General features: G+C 68.2%; 14 protein-coding genes and 4 tRNA genes. 8 read left to right on the top strand and 10 right to left on the bottom strand.

All coding sequences use genetic code 11. The features are described from left to right. Positions 1-51: 51 nt before the first annotated feature. Complete coding sequence (gene nbtS, locus ACRWNM_RS04440; RefSeq protein WP_431963757.1) at positions 52-1,365, bottom strand: nocobactin biosynthesis salicylate synthase NbtS; 1,314 nt, start codon at positions 1,363-1,365, stop codon at positions 52-54. Between the two features lie 276 nt (positions 1,366-1,641). On the opposite strand from nbtS, the gene ACRWNM_RS04435 reads away from it, so the two are divergent. The 3 genes from ACRWNM_RS04435 to ACRWNM_RS04425 all read left to right on the top strand — a co-directional run bounded on the left by ACRWNM_RS04435 (position 1,642) and on the right by ACRWNM_RS04425 (position 6,119). Continuing rightward, positions 1,642-4,089: a glycerol-3-phosphate 1-O-acyltransferase gene (locus ACRWNM_RS04435; protein WP_431963755.1), complete on the top strand. Its 2,448-nt coding sequence runs from the start codon at positions 1,642-1,644 to the stop codon at positions 4,087-4,089. Then, positions 4,086-5,606 carry an HAD-IB family hydrolase gene (locus ACRWNM_RS04430; protein ID WP_431963753.1) on the top strand — a complete coding sequence of 507 codons (1,521 nt, stop codon included), beginning with the start codon at positions 4,086-4,088 and terminating at the stop codon, positions 5,604-5,606. The genes ACRWNM_RS04435 and ACRWNM_RS04430 overlap by 4 nt, the downstream gene beginning before the upstream one ends. Positions 5,607-5,675: 69 nt before the next feature. Continuing rightward, positions 5,676-6,119, top strand: a complete 444-nt coding sequence (locus ACRWNM_RS04425; protein ID WP_431963751.1) for a DUF6069 family protein — start codon at positions 5,676-5,678, stop codon at positions 6,117-6,119. Positions 6,120-6,248: 129 nt separating this feature from the next. Here the strand turns inward: ACRWNM_RS04425 and ACRWNM_RS04420 are convergent, their stop codons facing one another. From ACRWNM_RS04420 to ACRWNM_RS04385, 8 genes are all read right to left on the bottom strand, one after another. After that, positions 6,249-6,968, bottom strand: coding sequence for a polyprenol monophosphomannose synthase (locus ACRWNM_RS04420; RefSeq protein ID WP_431963749.1), 720 nt, complete (start codon positions 6,966-6,968; stop codon positions 6,249-6,251). A 249-nt stretch (positions 6,969-7,217) separates the two neighbouring features. Beyond that, a complete protein-coding gene (locus ACRWNM_RS04415) occupies positions 7,218-7,400 on the bottom strand; it encodes a hypothetical protein (protein WP_067790454.1) in 183 nt (60 codons plus the stop codon). A gap of 123 nt (positions 7,401-7,523) precedes the next feature. Then, positions 7,524-8,219 carry a HEAT repeat domain-containing protein gene (locus ACRWNM_RS04410; protein WP_431963746.1) on the bottom strand — a complete coding sequence of 232 codons (696 nt, stop codon included), beginning with the start codon at positions 8,217-8,219 and terminating at the stop codon, positions 7,524-7,526. An 11-nt stretch (positions 8,220-8,230) separates the two neighbouring features. Beyond that, the gene (locus tag ACRWNM_RS04405) at positions 8,231-9,784 is read right to left on the bottom strand and encodes a reprolysin-like metallopeptidase (protein WP_431963744.1); all 1,554 of its coding nucleotides are present in this window, start codon (positions 9,782-9,784) and stop codon (positions 8,231-8,233) included. Positions 9,785-10,197: 413 nt separating this feature from the next. Next, positions 10,198-10,274 (bottom strand) — tRNA-Phe (locus tag ACRWNM_RS04400). A gap of 57 nt (positions 10,275-10,331) precedes the next feature. Continuing rightward, positions 10,332-10,405, bottom strand: a tRNA-Asp gene (locus ACRWNM_RS04395). Positions 10,406-10,434: 29 nt separating this feature from the next. Further along, a tRNA-Glu gene (locus tag ACRWNM_RS04390) sits at positions 10,435-10,507 on the bottom strand. A 94-nt stretch (positions 10,508-10,601) separates the two neighbouring features. Further along, complete coding sequence (locus ACRWNM_RS04385) at positions 10,602-11,267, bottom strand: TetR family transcriptional regulator (RefSeq protein WP_431963742.1); 666 nt, start codon at positions 11,265-11,267, stop codon at positions 10,602-10,604. Positions 11,268-12,117: 850 nt separating this feature from the next. Between ACRWNM_RS04385 and ACRWNM_RS04380 the strand changes: the two genes are divergently transcribed. Further along, positions 12,118-12,190, top strand: a tRNA-Lys gene (locus tag ACRWNM_RS04380). A gap of 943 nt (positions 12,191-13,133) precedes the next feature. Continuing rightward, entirely contained in the window at positions 13,134-14,099 is a 966-nt protein-coding gene (locus ACRWNM_RS04375; protein WP_431963740.1) for an acyl-ACP desaturase, read from the top strand. A gap of 70 nt (positions 14,100-14,169) precedes the next feature. Here the strand turns inward: ACRWNM_RS04375 and ACRWNM_RS04370 are convergent, their stop codons facing one another. Further along, positions 14,170-14,820: a hypothetical protein gene (locus ACRWNM_RS04370; RefSeq protein WP_431963738.1), complete on the bottom strand. Its 651-nt coding sequence runs from the start codon at positions 14,818-14,820 to the stop codon at positions 14,170-14,172. Between the two features lie 166 nt (positions 14,821-14,986). Between ACRWNM_RS04370 and dusB the strand changes: the two genes are divergently transcribed. From dusB to phoU, 3 genes are all read left to right on the top strand, one after another. Beyond that, a complete protein-coding gene (gene dusB, locus ACRWNM_RS04365) occupies positions 14,987-16,129 on the top strand; it encodes a tRNA dihydrouridine synthase DusB (protein ID WP_431964513.1) in 1,143 nt (380 codons plus the stop codon). Between the two features lie 251 nt (positions 16,130-16,380). Continuing rightward, positions 16,381-18,909, top strand: a complete 2,529-nt coding sequence (locus tag ACRWNM_RS04360) for an LCP family protein (protein ID WP_431963736.1) — start codon at positions 16,381-16,383, stop codon at positions 18,907-18,909. A gap of 266 nt (positions 18,910-19,175) precedes the next feature. Continuing rightward, the gene (gene phoU / locus ACRWNM_RS04355; RefSeq protein WP_431963734.1) at positions 19,176-19,838 is read left to right on the top strand and encodes a phosphate signaling complex protein PhoU; all 663 of its coding nucleotides are present in this window, start codon (positions 19,176-19,178) and stop codon (positions 19,836-19,838) included. Positions 19,839-20,033 lie beyond the last annotated feature (195 nt).

Below are 20,033 nucleotides of genomic sequence, written 5' to 3'. Positions count from 1 at the left end.
GAAGGGCCGCCTACCGATCGGTGGGCGGCCCGTGTGCCGTTCGGCTCGGGCCTAGGCCTTGACGACGTACGGCGCGACGCTGCCGAGCTTTTCGCAGGTCTCCTCGAATTCCCGCTCGGGGCGCGACTGTCCGACGATGCCCGCGCCCGCGCGCAGCCAGGCGCCCTCGGTGGTCTGGTAGACCGCGCGCAACACCAGGGTGGCCTCCATCGCACCGGTCGGCGAGATGGTCACCACCGCACCGGAATACAGACCGCGCGGTGCGCCGTCGAGACGGAAGACCGAGTCGACGCCTTCGCGCTTGGGAATGCCGGACGCGGTAACGGACGGGAAGAGCACCTCGAGCGCGTCCCAGCTGGAGCGGTCGGCGGCCAGCCTGCCGCGCACGGTGGAGGCCAGGTGCTGCACGCTGCCGCGCTCGCGCACCGCCATGAAATCGGAGACCGCCGGGGTTCCCGGATCGGCGACCGCGCTGATCTCGGCGAACGAGGTCTGCACCGAGATCGCGTGCTCCACGATCTCTTTCGGATCGCTGATCAGGTCGGCGCGGGCCGCCATGTCGACCTCCGCGCCGAGGCCGAAGGCGCGGGTGCCCGCGAGCGGCTCAGTGGTGACCACGCGATCGTCGTCGACGGAGGCGACCAGCTCCGGGCTGAAGCCCGCGGCCTCGAGACCGCCGAGCCGCAGCAGGAAGGAGCGCGCCGGGGTGTTGTTCGCGCGGCCGAGCCGGTAGGTGGCGGGCACGTCGACCGCGAACGGCAGGTCGACCTTCCTGGACAGGATGACCTTCTGGTAACGGCCGGAACGGATTTCGTCGACCGCCTCGGCGACCCGGTCGCGGTAGCCGGTCGGGTCCACCCGGATGTCGGTGGGGTGCGGCTGCGGGAGTTCGCTGCCCTGAGCGTCGGCGATGAGATCGTGGATGTCACCGGTCTCGGTGGGCGTCGCGCCCGAGACGCGCACACCGGACTCGTCGACGCGGACCTCGATGCGCGGAATCATCAGGTGCGCCAGGGAGGCCCGCTCGTCCAAGTGCGCCGTCGCGTCCAGCGCCCACGCGCAGAACTCGAAGCCGATCCAGCCGTAGGCGCGCCTGCCGTCCAGCGGCAGCAGTCCGAGCGCCTCGTCCAGCGCCCGCGCAGGCGAGCCTTCCCAGCCGCTGATGGTGGTCTTCCCCGCCCAAGTGACGCGCAATTCCCGTGCGTCGAGTTCGATGCTGCCGATCGGGTCGGCCGCGAACACCCACTCTCCCGGACGCTCGTACATCACGTACTCGCCGAACTGATCCGCCGCCGCCAGCCGGGACATCGCTGCCGCCGGATCGGTCACATACTCAACGCGCAAGCGCTCGTCCGTGGTCGACAACGATCCTCCAAAGGTTACCCTGACCTAACTTCGAGAGGTAAGGTTAGCATTACCTGGCCGCCGCGCAGGTGTGCCCGCGGCCACACAGCACGCGCCCCGGCAAACGCCAAGAGCGACACCGGTTGTCCCGCCTGCACCGCGCGCAGAGCTCCCTCCGCGCCGCCGAAGTTCCAGCCCTCGCGCATACCGAATCGAACTCGCCGCGCGGAGTTCCTGCGCACAGCGATGCGAAAGGCTTGAATGAAGGAAGCGTCACCTGCGGAGGGAAGAACATCGATGATCGAGCACCGCGGCGGCTCGCCGACGAAGTCAGCTACCGCGCCCCGGTCGGTGGTGGCACTGGTGGACGCCACCTCCGGGGTGGAGCGCAAACTGGTCGGCGCCTGGCTCGGCGACGGCGGCATCGCCAAGGAGATCGGCACCGACGCGCCGATCACCCAGCTCGACCTGGACGCGGGCGCGATCGCGGGCAGGCTGATCGGGCGCCGCGACGATCCGCTGGTCGTCCCGATCCGGGTGCTGTGGCTGCCGCCGGAGCGCGACGGCGTGCGCCGGATGACCTTCGCCGATGTGGCGATGCTGACCAATCCCCGCAAACCGCACCGCCTCGCCCAGCGCAAACTGGTGCACCAGTCGCCCGACCGCTACGTCATCCTGACCGGGCAGCCCGCCCTGCTGAGCGAGCTGCGCGCCAACAACCCCGAGGCCTCGGCACTGCACGCGGCGGGAACGGCCGAACCGTTCGCGCGCGCCATTCTGCGCGCCGCGGTCGTCGCGCTGGAGCGCGCGGAGCGCTCGATCATCGGCGACCGCTACAAGGTGCCGAGGCTGGTGGCCGAAGAGATCCTGGATTCACCGGATTTCCTGCGCAGGCTCGAGCTGATCGCCGACCAGATCGGCGCCGACCCCCAGGAGGTGTACCGCCGCGCGGAGAAGGCGCTCAACGAACTGGTCGCCGCGCAGAGCAGGCTGGTCTCGGATCTGTTCACCCAGGCCATGCGCCCGGTGCACGCCTCGACGTGGAAGGTCGACACCGAGGAGTCCGGGCTGACCGCGCTGCGCGCGCTCAATCGCCGGTACCCGCTGGTGTTCCTGCCCTCGCACCGCTCCTATGTGGACGCGTTCGTGCTCGGCGACGTGCTGGCCCGCAACGACTTTCCGCCCAATCACGTGATCGGCGGCGCCAATCTGCGGTTCTGGCCGCTCGGTCCGATCGCGCGGCGCACCGGCACCGTGTTCATCCGGCGCAGCTTCGGCGACGACGAGGTCTACAAGGCGGTCGTCGAGGAGTACTTCGCCTACCTGGTGGCCAAGCGCTTCAACCTGGAGTGGTACTTCGAGGGCGGTCGCACCCGCACCGGCAAGCTGCGTCCGCCGCGCTACGGTCTGCTCAACTACCTCGCCGCGGCGGTGCGCGCCGACCGCGTCGACGACGTGATGCTGGTGCCGGTCTCGATCACCTACGAGCGGCTCAACGAGCTCGGCGCCATCGCCACCGAACAGTCGGGCGGGACGAAGAAGCCCGAGGGGCTGACCTGGATGGCGCGCTACATCCGCAGCCAGCAGCACTCGGCGGGCCGCGTCTACGTGCGCTTCGGCGCGCCGCTCTCGGCGCGCGACCGGCTGGCCGCGCACGGCGACCCGCTCACCCCGCCGCGCATCTCGATTCCCCTGCACCACACCGATTCCGCCGCCGAGCCGATCACCGACGCCGATCCGGAGACCACCGAGCGCGAGCGAAAGGCGGTGCAGCGCCTAGCCTTCGAGATCGCCGTCGGGATCAACACGGTCACCCCGATCACCGTCAACGCGTTGGCCACGCTGGCCCTGCTCGGCGTCGACGAGCGCGCGCTCACCCTCGGCGAGGTGCGCACCCTGCTCGCGCCGGTGCTCGGCTATATCGAGAAGCGCGGGCTGCCCAGCGGCGAACTCGACGCGTTGCGCGACGAGCAGAGTCTGGCCGTTGTGCTGGAACAGCTTTCGCTCGCCAAGGTGGTCACCGTCTATCGCGGCGGCTTGGAGCCGGTGTATTCGATCGAGAGCGGCGCGCACCTGGAGGCGGCTTTTTACCGCAACAGCGCCGTGCACTGGTTCGTGAACCGGGCGATCCTGGAACTGTCGATCCTGGCCGCGGTGGATTCGGATGCGCCCGATCAGCTCAGCACCGGCTGGGACGAAGCCTTCCGGCTGCGCGATCTGCTGAAATTCGAGTTCTTCTTCCCGGACCGCGCGGAGTTCACCACCCAGATCACCGCCGAAGTGCTACTCGTCGACCCGGATTGGCACGCGCGCAGCCGCAAGGACACCCTCGGCACCGACATTCTGGGCAAGCTCACCGCGTCCGGATTCATGATGGCCCACCGCGTGCTTCGCTCGTTCTTCGACGCGCAACTGGTGGTCGCCGAGCGGCTTGCCGCACGGGACCCCGGTCTCGCCATCGACCGCAAGGAATTCCTCGACGAATGCGTGTCGGTGGGTAAGCAGATGCTGCTCCAGCAGCGGCTGCACAGCCCGGAATCGGTGTCCACCGAGTTGTTCGGCAGCGCGTTGAAACTGGCCGACAACCACGGGCTGCTCGCGCCGGTGGCAGGCACCTCGGCCAAGGACCGCGCGGAAGCGACCGCGCGTCGCACCGAATTCGCCGAGCGCCTGCGCGATATCGGGGCGCGGATCGCTCAGGCGGCGGCGCTCGACCCGTCCAATATTCCGGGGGCGGCGCGATGAGCCAGGCCGCCACACCGCGCCCGACCGCCGAAAGCGCCCAGACGGATTCACCCGCCGACCTACGGACGCTGCTGTCTGCCATCCGATCCGGGCCGCAGGGTCCGGAGATCGCCGCGGTCTTCGACTTCGGCGGCGCCGTCGTCGACGGTTTCGCCCGCCCGCCGCTGTATCGCAGAGCACTGCGTGGCCGCGGCTCCGGAAGTCTTTCCGCGACGCTGCTCGGCGGCATCCGCAACGGGCTCACCGACGGCGAGTACAGCCGCTTCCTCCAGCAGGCCTCGTACGCGCTGGCCGGACGGACCGAGGACGAACTCGACGAACTCGGCGAGCGGCTGTTCCGCCGCGCCATCTACGGCCACCTGTTTCCCGAGGCGTGGCAACTGATCCGGACGCACGAGGCGGCCGGGCACACCGTGGTGCTGACCAGTTCGCTGACGCGGTTCCAGGTGGCGCCCGCCGCCGCGGCGCTCGGGGTCGCGCACGTCCTGTGCACGGCGATGGCCACCAGCGACGGCGTGCTCAGCGGCTACGCCGAGGGCAAGACCCTGTGGCGGCACGGCAAAGCCGACGCGGTGCGCTCGTTCGCCGCGGCCAACGGCATCGATCTGAGCCGCAGTTACGCCTACTCCGACGGGGTCGCCGACGTGCCGTTGCTCGCGCTGGTCGGCCATCCCGTCGCGGTGAACCCGGAACGCAAACTCGCCGCGATGGCGACCGGCAACGCCTGGCCGTCCGTGGCATTCCGGCCGCGCCGGGCGCCGCGGCCGCGGGACTACCTGCGCACGATTGCGGGTTTCGCCGCACTGGTCGGCGGCGCGGTGTTCGGCGTGCTCGCCAAGGCGTACACCGGACAGCGCAGGAAGATGGCCGACGCACTCATGGCCTACGGCACCGGTGCGACGCTGCGGGCGCTCGGCGTGCGCATCCGGGTCACCGGCGCCGAGCACGCACGCTCGCCCCGCCCCGCCGTCTTCCTCTTCAACCACCAGAGTCAGTTCGACGTGATCATCGTGCCGAACGTGCTCGGCGGCGCGGTCACCGGCATCGGCAAGAAGGAGCTGACCCGCAACCCGCTCTTCGGCCCGCTGATGCGGTTCGTCGGCGTGACCTTCATCGACCGCTCGGACACCCACCGCGCCAAGGCGACCTTGGCACCCGTCGTCGAGACGCTACGCGGCGGGCTGTCGATCGCGGTCTCGCCGGAGGGAACCCGTTCGTACACACCGGAAGTCGGCCCTTTCAAGAAGGGCGCCTTCCACATCGCCCACCAGGCGGGCGTGCCGGTGATCCCGGTGGTGATTCGCAACGCGGGCGAAATCTCCTGGCGCAATTCGATGATCGCGCGCCGCGGCACGGTGGACGTCGCGATCCTCGCTCCCATCGACGTGCGCGACTGGGACCCCGCCGCGATGAGCGAGCAGGTCGAGGGGGTTCGCGAGCTCTATCTCGAGACGCTGCTGAACTGGCCGGACGACGCGGTGAGTGAGGTGGAACACACTGCGCGCCACACCGATTGACCTCAACGTTTCTCGAGGTTTCAAGATGGGTCTCACAGCGAAATCACAGCTTCACCTCAGGAGACCGTCATGTCCGTCGCGCACGCCACTCCCGCACGCACCGCCGTCCAGATCCCCGCACTGAACCGCCCCGTCGCCGTCCTGGGCGCGGCGGCCGCGGCCGTGCTGGTCAATCTCGTCGTCTGGCTGATCGGCGCCGCAGCGGGCGGCTCCTTCATCCTGGTCGACGGCACGAAGACCCAGGACGTGGCGCCCGGCGGCGTCGTCGTCATGTCGGCCGTGCCACTGCTGATCGGACTGACTGCCGCCGCGCTGCTGTCCTACCGCTGGGTCGGCGTGCTGCGGGTGGCTGCGGCGGTCGGCTCGGTGCTGACGCTCGCCACCATCGCGGGCACCGTAGCCGCCGCCTTCGACACCGCGTCCACCGTGGCACTGGCGATCATGCACGTGATGCTGGTGCCGGTCATCGTGGTGAGCATGGAGGGTCTGCGCAAGCACCTGACCGAGCGGTGAGCACGCCCGAACCGATCCCCGAACGCACCAGAGCCCCGCTTCCGTCTCACGGATGCGGGGCTCTGTTGTCTGCGGTGGCCCGAGGTCGTCCGCGGTGCTGGGGTCGTCCGCGATGCTGGGGCCGTGCGGTCAGACCGAGCGGCCGAACAGCAGCTTCCACGGCATCAGCGCCGATTCCAGCTGCACCTTCAGGCTCATCTTCGAGGCGCCCAGGGTGCGCTCCTCGAACCGGATCGGCACCTCGGCGATCGCGACGCCCTGCTTGACCGTGCGGTAGTTCATCTCGACCTGGAACGAGTAGCCGTTGCTGCGGATCGAGGCCACATCGATGGCGCGCAGCGTGTCGGCCTGCCACGCCTTGAAGCCCGCGGTGGCGTCCTTCACGCCGAGGCGCAGGATCAGGTTCACGTAGAAGTTCGCCCAGGCCGAGAGGGCCTTGCGGTACCACTTCCACTCCTCGGCGGTGGAACCACCCGGCACGTACCGGGAGCCGAGCACGACGCCCGCGTCGGTGTCGCGCAGCTTCTCCAGCATCGCCGGAATCACCTCGGCCGGGTGCGAGAGGTCGGCGTCCATCTGGATCACCACGTCGGCGCCCTCGTCCAGCGCCCGGGTGATGCCCGCCACGTAGGCGCGACCGAGGCCGTCCTTCTCGGTGCGGTGCAGCACGCCGACCACGTTGGGCAGCTCGGCAGCCAGCTTGTCGGCGACCTCCCCGGTGCCGTCCGGCGAATTGTCGTCGACGACGAGGACGTGCAGGTCGGGCACCGGCAGTGCCGTCAGCCGCTCCACCGCAACCGGCAGATTCTCCCGCTCGTTGTAGGTCGGCACAACAACGGTAACCCTCAAGGGTCGCCCTCCCTGCTCACCTGGTCCAGCCCGCAGCCCACGCTGGACCCGAGCACTCGTTAGATCTGAAGATTCTGAGAAACCGTACTTGATAGACCTGATGGACACCTGAGCGGCTGCTTGCGGAGAGCAGGGCAGCGTGCGCCGCGGCCCGGACCAAGATCAAGTCACGGACCTGCGGCGACGGCGTGGACGCGAGCGGACCCGCCCGCCTTCGCGAACGAAATCGGTTCTCGCGCAGGAGGGGTGTCAGTCGCCGTCGCGCCAGGATCGGTCGCGCGCGTCCTCGCGTTCGTTGCGCGCGCGCACGATTTCCAGCGCGCGTTCGGCCGTGGCCTGGTCCGGGTATGGGCCCATCCGGTCCCGGAACCAGCACTGGCGCCCCTTCTCGGCACGCTGGTGCTTCAAGCAGTAGTACCACCGTTCAGCCATGCCCCCAGCATCCCATTTCGCCGACCACCCGGTCCGCATTTCGCCGAGCGGGACGGGGGATCGGAGGTCGGCGTCATTCTGCGGACCTGGCCGGCACCGCCCGTAGCGAGCAGGCGCCGGAATTCAGCGCCGCTTCTCGGGGGCGGGCGACCGAGGCTCGGGCCGTTCGACCGCTTCCGCGCGATCGAGAACATCGACGTCCACGGCGGAACGGCGCAACCCGTCTTGCGCCGCCTCGACCACGATTGCCGACGAGTCGGCGCTGAGCGCGAGCAGATGGGTGACGGCCTCGACGTCACCGATGCGCCCCAACGCCAGAGCGACCTGCCTGCGCACCATCTCGTCCTTGTCCCCCGCCGCCCGGGCGAGAGTGGCGGTCGCCTCCCGCGCTCCGATCCGGCCCGTCGCGTTCGCCGCGAGCGCGCGCGTCGCCGCGACCTCCGCGCGATCGACCATGATCTCGCCGAGCCGGGGAATCGCGCTGATCACGCCCAGCTGTCCGAGTGTCGCGATCACTCGGTCGCGCAGTGCGGGGCGCCGTCCGATCGCCGGGTCATCGATCATCCTGACCAGCAGCCCGGCCGTCTCGGGACCGAGGACCGCCCAGGCGTCGGCGTCCGGTGGTTCCCGCCGCAACAGCAAGTGCTCGACGCGCAACCGGAGGTCGGCAGGCGAATCCGTTTCGCCCGCTGTCCAATTCCCCTCGGGGGCCACGTCCGCGGCTCGGGGCGGCATCGGCTCGTCGTAGACGCCTTCCGCCGATCCGTCGTCCGGTTCCGAGGGCACCGGGCGATTCGATGGAAAATCACGCTTGTCCATGATGAGTCTCCCTACGGGGTTACCGAGCGCACCAGGCCGTGCTTGCGCATCCGGTTGATCTGACAGCCGGTGATCACGTGACTGTCGGCATGCGACGACGAGAAGATGAAGTTGTCGTCGATATCCGGCGAGGCGGGATCGGTATCGGCACACCCGTCTTCCTCGTCGGCGTGCTCGAGGCCCAGGTAATGCCCGGACTCGTGGGCGAAAGTCTGGCCGAGATTCACGGTGTCGCCGTCCCTGCGCAAGACCAGCCCGCTGCCGTCGCCTTCCTTGTCGACGGGACCGTCCACGGGCGAACTCCCGAACGCGCCGTCCCAGCGACCCTCGACGAAGAACACGTCCAGGTACCAGTTGTCCACGGTGTACTTGCTGCGCAGCTGGTTGATCTCGTCTTGATTGTCGATGAAGCGGAAACGCGCCTTGTCGGCTTCCATCTCCGGCGTGCCCTCGATCCGGTAGAGCTCGACGCCGTGCACGGTCATATCGCGGGACCGGAAGATTCCCGACGCTACCTCGCCGGCCGCCCGCCGGTATTCGTTGCGCTCGTTCGCCGTGAAATCGCCGACCCTGATGATGTTGTAGCCGAGGGTGCGCATCGTCCGCCACACCTGCGAGCGGGTGGGCGTGAAGCCGGATCCGCTCATGCTGTAGGTGTAGGTCAGATCGCCCTTCGCGTGGAAGACGCCGAACGCGGCGCTGCCTTCCTCGTGATAGGTGTGCCAGCTGCCGTACACCGTCGAGCGCGCCGGTATCACGATGTTGCCGGACAGGTTGAAGGTGAACGTGCCGATCTCGGTCCCCGCGTCGGTCATCCGGACGGTGACGGCTCGGCCGAGGTCGACCGCGCGGTCCTCGCCGTTCACCCAGCGGACGTCGGCGTAGCAGTACCAGCGGCGCTGACCGAAGTCGAACTTCGGCGCGCCCGCGGCCCCGGATTGGGTGAAGTGGGTTGGCGTGACGAAGATCTGGACGGGGTTCCTGGTGAACACGTCGAAGGTCGTCACGTACTCGTGCACGCCGCCGTCGGCATCCCTCAGCTTCGCGTAGACGTGCAACTCGCCCGACTCCCCCGAGACGATGTCGCCGACCGTGATGGCTCCGCGTTCGATGTCCTCCGCCGTGAGCCGGAAGTGCGCGCGTCGCATCGCCCCGGAGGGGAACAAGAAGTCGATCGAGAGGATCGCGGGCGCCACGACGCCGACGCGGAACCGGACATCCACGGTGAATCCCTCGTCGACGTACCCGTGCGCCGGGCCTTCGATGCCGACGATCATCGGGCGGATCAGGGTGACCCCGTATGCCACCTGCTCGAGCTCCCGCAGACGCTGCGCCGAGATCAGCCCCGCGTGGAACAGATCGGCAGGCGTCTGCACCGTCCGTTCCACACGCCACCGAGCGATCCTGCCTGCCAACGCCTTTCCGATCGCCGGTTGATCACCGAGTTCACGGACGGTCGCCCGATTCAGGTCGATCGGCGCGGGCACATCCAGTCCGAGGCGACGCCGCGATGCCGCTAGTTCCGACTTCCGCGCGACGCGTCCGGCTCCCCTGTCGTGGGCCATATCCACACCTCCGGGATCAGTTCCGACCCGCCGCCGACCGGTTCGGTCGACGGCGGGGCTTCGATGTGATCCTCAAGGTAGGCAGGCGGCAGTCCGCGCGAACGAGTAGTCGGCCACCCGACTTCCCGAGCCATACCGCGCCCCGGGCAGGTACAGGAACGGTCCATTCACCGCGCTGGCCGAACAGATTGCGGGACGCGACCGTCCCGCCGGTCGGGGCTCAATCCTTCGGTAGGCCAACGGCGAAGCCGTAGGCGATGACGACACAGCTGACAACGGCCAAGACGGCGATACTCCACACGAACCAGACATTACGGACGGCGATGGTCCGCGAGGAGACCTCTGTCACACTCCGGCCAGTACCCGTATGCGCCAAACGAAAAATCCCCCCACCGGGACCGGCGAGGGGATTGTGGTGGCCAGGGCCGGGATCGAACCGGCGACCTTCCGCTTTTCAGGCGGACGCTCGTACCAACTGAGCTACCTGGCCGCAGGCACCCGTTCCGAATGCCGATGCGAAGCGCCGGATTGCTCCGGCGCTGACTTGCGACCCTGACGGGACTCGAACCCGCGACCTCCGCCGTGACAGGGCGGCGCGCTAACCAACTGCGCCACAGGGCCTTGCTCTGCTTCCAACGGTCCGAAGACCGTACCCCCTACGGGATTCGAACCCGCGCTACCGCCTTGAAAGGGCGGCGTCCTAGGCCGCTAGACGAAGGGGGCTCGTCCCGGATTCCTCCGGACCGGCTTTCAACGGGTGTCCGTTGGGAGCTCGCATAGCTTATGACAGTATCGCCGCGATTCCCAAATCAGCTGGTCAGAGGCCCAGACCGAGCTCTTCCAGCCGTGCCGACGCACGCCAGCCGTCGACACGGAACGCGGCGCCCCACTCCGGGGTGGACATCGACTCGACCACCACCTCGAGCACCTCCTGGAAGCGCGAGCGCAGATCGGTCGCGCCGCCGAGGAGGTCGAGCATGTAGCGCTGCCCCGCCAGGCCGGCGGCCAGTGTCCTGGTGAACCGGTCCGGGTCGGCGTCGGGGCGCAGCTGCCCGTGCTCGATGGCGCGCACGGCAAGCACCCTTGTCGCGCGGCCGAGGATGCGACCGCCGCCGGATTTCACGTCGCGGTAGAAGTCCGGCTCGATGATCAAGCGGTACTCCGCCTGCACGATGATGTCGTGCTCCAGCCGCAGCGCCATCTCGTCGATCATCCCGTGCAGGGTGTCCAGCGGACCGAGATCCGTTCGGGCGAGCCAGCGCTCGGCCGAGGACCGATACCGCTCCACCGCCGTTTCCAGTACCGCGCGGGCCAGATCTTCCTTTGAATCGAAATGGAAGTACATCGCCCCCTTGGTCGCGCGCGAACCTTCCAATATGCGGTTGAGCGATGCAGCGGCATAGCCGCTCTTCCCGAACTCAACGGCGGCGGACCTGATAATCGCCGCACGTGTCCGGCGGGCCCGCTCTTGCTGCCGTGCCATGCTCGAAACGCCTCCGAAGCCTACTCGCCGCCAATCGGTGCCCCCCATAGGAACGAACCCTTGGCGCGAAGTTATGAGTTTTATCAATACTTCAAACCGGGTTTTCGCCCAGTTTCAAACTTTCGGTACGAAAACTTGCGAAAAACCTGAAACACACCAGCTGGTATAGTTTGCCTGCCTGGGTGCGCCGCAGGGGGTGCGCACCCGGGCAAACATCGTCTTGGATCAGCCTCCTGCGGCATCGACTCCTTGTTCGCCACGATCGGCCGTACCGGTCGCGACACGTTCGAGCACAACAACGATAAGCCGAATTCCAGTTCGCCGGGTGTGGCGGCGATTCTTCCGGAATTCACCAAGGCGTCACCGTACCCGGAATCGCGTTCCGACACGCGGCAAACCGAAGAGTCAGGTAGCCGCCGAGTTCGGATATCTGTTACAGCAAACATCTCGCAATCAGAATCGGGCGCTTGCCGGATTTCCGAATTCGCCAGCGTGCCAGCGCCGTTCACCCGAGCCGACCGGCAGGCTCGACGGCGGCCCGCCCGCCACGCGACCATCGCCCACGCCGCCCGCGTGCTCCCCCGAGCTTCGGTCTCCCACCCTCTGCAAATCCAAAGTCCCTGGAAGCCAACATGATTGGATGATATCCAGTTCCGGGAGGAATGAACAAAGCTGGGTGCCAAATGTTTACCGGCACCATCGCATCGCGCGCTTCCCTTGTTACCGCACCCGGGGGCGCGCGTCGAACCATGCCGCGCGCGCGCCCGCCACCCGCCGAACCCCGCCACTCCCGACACCGCGCCGCCCGGCTTGGGGGAAACGGACACCGCGCACTACACTTGCCCTTCGCGCCCCTATAGCTCAGTTGGTAGAGCTACGGACTTTTAATCCGCAGGTCGTAGGTTCGAGCCCTACTGGGGGCACATCGCCGCAGGCGCCCGGACGTGTTCCGGGCGCCTGCGGCGTTTCCGGGGTACGTGCGGAGCGGACGGCTTCCTTCGCCTAATTGCGCGCCAATGTTCCGGATTGCCCCCGGATCATCGCGAGGTTCGGCGGCGACGAGGCGATCGCGGTCCGTTCGGGCCTGTGCGGCGTTCTGCGGCGAAATGGCAGATCCGGAGCGAGCGAGAACCCCGGTCGGCACGATCGGTTGGCACGATTGCGGACCCGATCCAAAGCAGCGGCTGCCCATTCTCGCCCCGTTCGTCTGGGCGTCTCGCCCAGCCGTGTCGACGTCCTCGGCTGAGCAGATGCGTGGCGGCACAGGCGCGCTCGTGTCGGAAGCGCGAGGTTGGTGGTCGGGCGGCAGCGCGATCGACGGCACCCCGGGCGATCCGTTCCGGCGGCAGCCGCGTGATCGGAGAGGCGCTTGTCGAGAATGTTCGCGACCCGCTGGCCGGAGACGCGGGCGACCAGCTGGCCAATGGACACGGGCGACCAGCCTGCACACGGGCAATCAGGTGGCCCGAGACACAGGTGACGCACCGGTCGGAAACATGGACGACCCGCTGGTCGGGAACGTAGGCGACACATCGCCGATCGGCTCGGCAGGCCCGCTCGACGGGCAACCGCAGAGCGGCGTACCAAGATCGCGGCCACCGCGAGCTAACGCCTGCGGTCCCGCGGCGATAGACAAGTCGCTGCGAGCGGACGTGCCTCCCGTCACCGGACGCCAAGCTCGACGCGGCTTACACTCGGATGGTGCGCCGAGCGTCGACGTTGACGTATGAAGTGCATCACCAGGCATCGATTGTCAGCTGTATGCGTTTCGCATCACACCTACGGTGCCGTAAGGTATGGCCGCATCAGCACGGTCCACCCGGGGACGACCTGCAAGCGTGCACGCACTCAATGAAGGGCTATTACATGGCAAGGGATCTGACTCAACTCGAGCTGCTCACGGAGTTGGAGCCGGTTGCCGAACAAAACGTCAACCGGCACCTCTCCCTGGCAAAGGAATGGCATCCGCACGACTACGTCCCGTGGGATGAGGGCCGCAACTTCGCGGCACTCGGCGGTGTCGACTGGGACCCGGAGCAGTCCCGGTTGAACGAGGTCGCCAAGGCGGCCATGATCACGAACCTGCTCACCGAGGACAACCTCCCCTCCTACCACCGCGAGATCGCCGAGAACTTCTCACAGGACGGCGCGTGGGGTACCTGGGTGGGCCGCTGGACCGCCGAGGAGAACCGGCACGGCATCGTGATGCGTGACTACCTGGTGGTCACCCGCGGCGTGGATCCGGTCGCCCTCGAAGAGGCGCGCATGGTCCACATGACCAACGGCTTCGCCTCCCCCACCGAGGCCGACGCGGGCTTCCTGCACTCGGTGGCCTACGTGACGTTCCAGGAACTCGCCACGCGTGTGTCGCACCGCAACACCGGCAAGGTCTGCGACGACCCGATCGCCGACCGCATGCTGCAGCGCGTCGCCGCCGACGAGAACCTGCACATGATCTTCTACCGCAACATGTGCGGTGCGGCCTTGGACCTGGCCCCCGACCAGGCCATCGAGGCCATCACGCTGATCCTGGAGAACTTCCAGATGCCCGGCGCAGGCATGCCCAACTTCCGCCGCAACGGCGTGCTGATGGCCAAGCACGGCATCTACGACCTGCGCCAGCACCTCGAAGAGGTCGTGCAGCCGGTGCTGAAGAAGTGGAGCATCTTCGAGCGCGACGATTTCACCGCGCGCGGCGAGGAAGTGCGCGAGCGGCTCGGCAACTTCCTGGAGAAGCTGAGCAAGGACGTCGACAAGTTCGAAGAGCAGCGCGACCGTATGCTCGCCCGCGAAGCCAAGAAGCGCGAACTCGCGGGCTCCGCCGCGATCTGATCGCAGACCGAAAAGCAAGCGCCGCCGCCGGAATCATTCCGGCGGCGGCGTCCTTTTATCGAGACCCTATTCAGTTCAACGGCAATGCGCCGTCGGTTCCGCCGACATCGGTGATCTTCCAGCCGGAGTTCTCGTCCAACGTGACGTTGTAAGTGACCGTGGTTTGCGCGCCTTCGGGGCTCTGCGCATTCGTGGAACTGACGTTCACGAAGACATTCACCTTGTAGACGCCGTTGTCCTCGGAAACGACCTTGGCGGAAATGGGCGAGGCGGTCGACGTCCACTTCAGCGGAACCAGAATCTGCTCCAGCTTGGGCGCCGTCGCGTCGAATTTGTTCGCCAGCTGCGGGGTGGTGTTGGCCTTCAGTTTGCCGACCCACGCATTGATGTCCTGATAATTGACGGTCGCGGCGCCGACCGCGTAATCGGTGGCGACCTGTTCGGCGCGGCGGTCGTCGGCGGCGCGCTGATCTCGTTCGTCGAGATCGCTCTTGGCCGACCACCACAGGACGGCGAACAGCACGGTCAGCACGCCGAGCACGCCGACAGCCGCGCCCCACAGCACCGACGACACCGGAATCGAGACAGTGGCGCCGGACTTCGGGGCGGGGGCTGGATCGTCCTTCTTGTCGAGGCGCACGTCCGACGGGTTCTCACGCTGTTCCGCGGCGGTGGCCTTGTCGTCGTCGGGCGTGCCCGATTCGATGTCCTCGGCTGGCAATGGGTACTCCGATGTCGTGTGGATACAGCTGACTGTCCCAGACTAAGCCGTCGAGCACCTTCCGCATGCGGGAAGGTGCGCCCACCGCCGCAAGTGAATCAGCGCACGTCACGCCACGGCGCCGCTGGGTCGAGCGGGCCCTGATGAGACACTGGAACGCGTGACGATGACTACCGAGGCGCCGACCACGCTGCGGATCGGGCCGTATCCGGTCGATCCGCCGGTGGTGCTCGCGCCGATGGCGGGCATCACCAACCTGGCCTTCCGCAAGCTGTGCCGCGAGTTCGGCAGCTCCACCTCCATCTACGTGTGCGAGATGATCACCGCCCGCGCGGTGGTGGAGCGCAACGAGAAGACGCTGCACATGATGTCCTTCGACGAGGACGAACACCCGCGTTCGATGCAGCTCTACGGCGTCGACCCGGCCACGCTGGGCGAGGCGGTGCGCATCATCGTCGGCGAAGGCTGGGCCGATCACATCGATCTCAACCTCGGCTGCCCGGTGCCGAAGGTGACCCGCCTCGGCGGCGGCGCGGCCCTGCCCTACAAGCGAGCGCTGTTCAGCCGGATCGTGCGCGCCATGGTCGGCGCTGCCGAGCCCGCGGGCGTCCCGGTGACGGTCAAGTTCCGCATCGGCATCGACGACGAGCACTTGACCTACCTGGACGCGGGCCGCATCGCCGAGGCCGAGGGCGCGCAGGCCGTCGCGCTGCACGCGCGCACCGCCGCCCAGCGCTACTCCGGCCAGGCGGACTGGTCGGCCATCGCCCGGCTGAAGGAGGCGGTGACCACCATCCCGGTGCTCGGCAACGGCGACATCTTCTCCGCCGACGACGCGGTCCGCATGATGGCGGAGACCGGATGCGACGGCGTGGTCGTCGGTCGCGGCTGCCTCGGCAGGCCGTGGCTGTTCGGCGAGCTGCAAGCGGCGCTGCGCGGCCAGGAACTGCCCGAGGCGCCGAACCTGGGACGGGTCGGCGAGGTGCTGCACCGGCACGGCGCGCTGCTGTCCGACCATCTGGGCGAGGAGAAGGCCATGCGCGATCTGCGCAAGCACATGGCCTGGTATCTGATGGGCTTCCCGGTCGGCGCCGATCTGCGCCGCGCCTTCGCCACCGTGTCCAGTCTCACCGAACTGGGCGACCTGATCGGCAAGCTCGATCCGGCCGCGCCGTTTCCGAAGGACGCCGAGGGACCGCGCGGGCGGCAGGGTTCGCCCGGCAAGGTGGCGCTGCCACACGGCTGGCTCGACGATCCGGACGATCCCGCGGTACCGACCGCGGCCGACGTGATGCACAGCGGAGGCTGACCGACGGCGATCCGACGCCGCTGCCACGGGCAAACCGACACACGCCGGAACTGCCCTGGTATCGGCTGTTTCGGCACTGATTTCGCTACCATCCGGTTACCGAACAACAGCGAATTGCAAACGGCTTTGCGGCGTATTCGATCTCGCTCCGGACTGGCCCGCCGTGGCGGAATCGTTATCATTGGCGAAATCGGTCATGCTGGTTCGAGCTCGGCGCCGGCGGCAGCAAAGACGAAAAGCGAGGTTCGTTGGTGGGTGACGATCGGCACGGGCGTGCGCCAGGGCCCGGAGGTCGCGCCCCGTGGGAGCGCTATCCCACGGCGGACAACCCCGAACGAGACGGCGCGCGGACGTCCCGCCGCTCTCGGCACACCGATGGCGCGACCGACGCGGGCTCCGCGCCGCTGACTGTCCAGGATCTGGTCGAGAAGGTCGACAGCGAGCGCATCGGCCGCAGGCGCCGCGCCGACGCCGGTGGCCGCCCCGATCGCCGCGCGGAGACCGCACCGGGCTCCACCGCACCCGCACACCCCGCCGACCCCGCCGCGTCGCGTCGCGCGCCCGAGGGACCGGCTCCGCAGCAACGCCGCGCGCCCGAAGGCCCCCAGCGCGGGGCCCCGCAGAGTCCACAGCGCGGTGCGCCGGAAAACGTCCAACGCGGGCCTCAGGGCGCTCGGCGCGATGCGCCCGATACCGCCCAGCGCGGCGCGCCCGATACCGCCCGGCGCAGTGCGCCCGAGGGCGCCCAACGCGGCGCACCCGAAGCCACCCAGCGCGGCGGCCCTGAGACCACTCAGCGCCGCCCTCCGGACAGCGCCCAGCGCCGTTCGCCCGAAGGCCAGCGCGGCGCGCCGAACGCTCCCCTGCGCAATGCGGCACAAGCGCCCCCGCGCCGGGCCCCGGAATCCACCCCCGCGAAACCCGCCCCGGGCGCTCGACCCGAGGAAGCCGCGGCGAAGCGTCGAGCCGCAGCGCAGGCCGCGCCCGGCCGGCAGGGCCGCCGGGCTCCGTCCGTCGTCGTGGACGACATCACCGGCTCGTCGCCTGCCGCCCCGCCGCGCCGGGCCGCCGAACCTGCGGAGCCCGCCGAAGAGGTCACCGACGTACTGCCCCCGCTCGATGAGCCGGAGGGCTCCGCGACCGAGAAGTGGCCGACGACCGAGTCCGCCGCGACACCCAAACCGGCAGCCAAGTCCGCCACGTCCAAGATCGCGGCCCCGTCCAAGTCCGTCGGCGGCCCGCCGCTGTCCCGGCTGGCCGCCTCGAAGCAGCGGCGCGAGCGGCGGCTGAAGACCGCGGGCCGGGTGTCCGCCGCGCTGGTCGCGGTGCTGGTGCTGGTACTCACGGGCGGTGGCTGGAGCTACATGCGGTCGACCACCAACAATTTCACCCAGGTCTCCGCCCTCGATGAGAACTCAGAAGATGTCATCGATTCCAATGCCCAGCTCGGCGACGAGAACTACCTGCTCGTCGGTACCGACACCCGCGCAGGCGCCAATGGGCAACTCGGCGCGGGCACCCTGGACGACGCCGAAGGCTCCCGCGCGGACACCACCATGCTCGTGCACCTCCCCAAAGACCGGAGTCGGGTCGTCATCATGTCCTTCCCCCGCGACTTGGACGTGACCAGACCGCAGTGCAACGGATGGGACGGCAACAAGTCCTACACCAAGGAGAAGTTCCCGTCCGCCATCGGCGACAAGCTCAATGCCGTCTACAACCTCGGCGGCCCGATGTGCCTCGTCTCCACGATCCAGCGCCTGACCGGCGCCTCGATCAATCACTTCATCGCCATCGACTTCGCCGGCTTCGAGACAATGGTCGACCAGATCGATGGCGTCGAGGTCTGCGCGACCAAACCGCTCGTCGACGGCGTACTCGGCACCATCCTGGAGCAGCCGGGCAAACAGCGCATCAACGGTGAGACCGCGTTGAACTACGTGCGGGCCAGGCACGTCTACGGCGAGGAACGCAGCGACTACGACCGCATCAACCGACAGCAACGCTTCCTGGCCTCACTGCTGCGCGGCGCACTGGCGAGCAAGATGCTCTTCGATCTGGGCAAACTGAACGGTTTCATCAAAGAGTTCACCAATCACACTTTGGTCGACGAAAAGACCAGGCCCGAGGATCTGCTGATGCTGGGCCGCTCGCTGCAGAATCTCGACGCAGGCACGGTCACCTTCCTCACCGTCCCGACCGCGGGCACCACCACTTACGGCAACGAGATCCCCCGCGAATCCGACATCAAGGCGATCTTCAAGGCGATCCGCGACGACCAGCCGCTGCCCGGCGAGAAGCCGACCGCCCACGATGACGCACCCGCCCCCGCTCCGGCCGCACCGACCCCGACGAAGTACACGGCGGTGGATCCCTCCACTGTTTCGCTGCTGGTCTCGAATGGCTCAGGATACGACGGCCTGGCGCGCACGGCCGCCACCAAGCTCGGCAACCAGGGCTTCACGATCTACAACACCGCCAACTACGCCAACGGCACCTCCCCGACCACCAAGGTCCGCTACGGCGCAGGCCTGGAAGCCGAGGCGGCCACCGTGGCCACCTCGATCCCGGGCGCGACGATCGAGGCCGCCGACGATCTCGGCGGGATCGTCGAGGTGGTCGTCGGAGTCGACTCGGCGAACGGCGTCGTCGTGAAGGCGCCGACGCCGGTCGGTGACGCGATCACCAACGTCGTGACGAGCACCTCGACGGACTCGAAGCCGGTCGAACTGCCCTCGGACCTGGAACACGTCAACGCGGGCGAAGAGGTCTGCAAGTAGGCGCACCGCCGATACCCGACGGCACCCCTGAGAGCCAGGTTCGAATCGAATATGCACCCCAGCTGGTAATCGAGCTCGATTCATCGCCGGACTCCCGTGCACGCGCACGCTATGACACGTGTCACGCTTCCTTCGGACCTGGCGCACGTGAACGCCGCCGACGACGTCCGCGAGCGAGTCCGGGCTCAGCTGCGAGGACCCGGTAGCACCCGTCATTCACCCTCCGTTGGTGACTTGGACAGGGCCGGGAACTAGTGTCTGGTTTTATGCGTGTCATCTACAACGAGCAAATGGCCGACCTCGCCCACCTGCTGGGCGAGATGGCCGGTCTCGCGGGTACGGCCATGGACCGGGCCACCCAGTCGCTGCTGCAGGCCGATCTTTCGCTTGCGGAGCAGGTGATCACCGAGTCCGACCGGATCGCCGAAATGATCACCGACGCCGAGGAGAAGGCGTTCGCGCTGCTCGCGCTCCAGGCGCCGGTCGCGGGCGATCTACGCCAGGTGGTCAGCGCCATCCAGATCGTGCAGGACGTGAACCGGATGGGTGCGCTTGCCCTGCACGTCGCCAAGGTCACCCGCAGGCGCCATCCGAATCACGCGCTGCCCGAATCGGTGAACGGCTACTTCGCCGAGATGGGCCGCATCGCGGTGAACATGGGCGCGGGCGCGAAGGAGGTCCTCGAGACCCGCGACCCCGAGCGCGCCGCCCAGCTCAACCAGGACGACGAGGCGATGGACGATCTGCATCGCCACCTGTTCACCCTGCTGATGGACCGGGACTGGAAGTACGGCGTCGCCGCGGCGGTGGACGTCACCCTGCTCGGCCGCTACTACGAGCGTTTCGCCGACCACGCGGTGGAGATCGGCCGCCGCGTAATCTTCCTCGTCACCGGCGTGCTCCCCGCAGACCCCGACACCGAAGCCTGAAACGCGCCGCCCGACGCGCACTGCTGCCGGGCAACAGCAGAGGGCACCCGCGGATCGCAAGCACTTCTCGGGCCCCGGCGGAACACGCCGGGGCCGAGCTGCATACAGCTCGATCAGTTCCTCGCACACTCTTCCCACGCTTCGCAGACGTTGCGGCGTCTGCGAAGCGTGTGAACCCCGCGCGAGGACGCCTGC

This window comes from Nocardia sp. bgisy134 (assembly GCF_965341865.1).
In the GTDB taxonomy this organism is placed as follows: domain Bacteria; phylum Actinomycetota; class Actinomycetes; order Mycobacteriales; family Mycobacteriaceae; genus Nocardia.
Note: the sequence above shows the minus strand (reverse complement) of the source record. Positions and strands in the feature narration are given on the sequence as shown.

Coding starts and splice junctions, on each gene's coding strand:
- ACRWNM_RS04425 (WP_431963751.1), top strand. CDS start 5,676: ATGTCCGTCGCGCACGCCACTCCCGCACGCACCGCCGTCCAGATCCCC.
- ACRWNM_RS04405 (WP_431963744.1), bottom strand. CDS start 9,784: ATGGCCCACGACAGGGGAGCCGGACGCGTCGCGCGGAAGTCGGAACTA.
- ACRWNM_RS04415 (WP_067790454.1), bottom strand. CDS start 7,400: ATGGCTGAACGGTGGTACTACTGCTTGAAGCACCAGCGTGCCGAGAAG.
- ACRWNM_RS04375 (WP_431963740.1), top strand. CDS start 13,134: ATGGCAAGGGATCTGACTCAACTCGAGCTGCTCACGGAGTTGGAGCCG.
- ACRWNM_RS04410 (WP_431963746.1), bottom strand. CDS start 8,219: ATGGACAAGCGTGATTTTCCATCGAATCGCCCGGTGCCCTCGGAACCG.
- dusB (WP_431964513.1), top strand. CDS start 14,987: ATGACTACCGAGGCGCCGACCACGCTGCGGATCGGGCCGTATCCGGTC.
- phoU (WP_431963734.1), top strand. CDS start 19,176: ATGCGTGTCATCTACAACGAGCAAATGGCCGACCTCGCCCACCTGCTG.
- ACRWNM_RS04435 (WP_431963755.1), top strand. CDS start 1,642: ATGATCGAGCACCGCGGCGGCTCGCCGACGAAGTCAGCTACCGCGCCC.
- ACRWNM_RS04385 (WP_431963742.1), bottom strand. CDS start 11,267: ATGGCACGGCAGCAAGAGCGGGCCCGCCGGACACGTGCGGCGATTATC.
- ACRWNM_RS04430 (WP_431963753.1), top strand. CDS start 4,086: ATGAGCCAGGCCGCCACACCGCGCCCGACCGCCGAAAGCGCCCAGACG.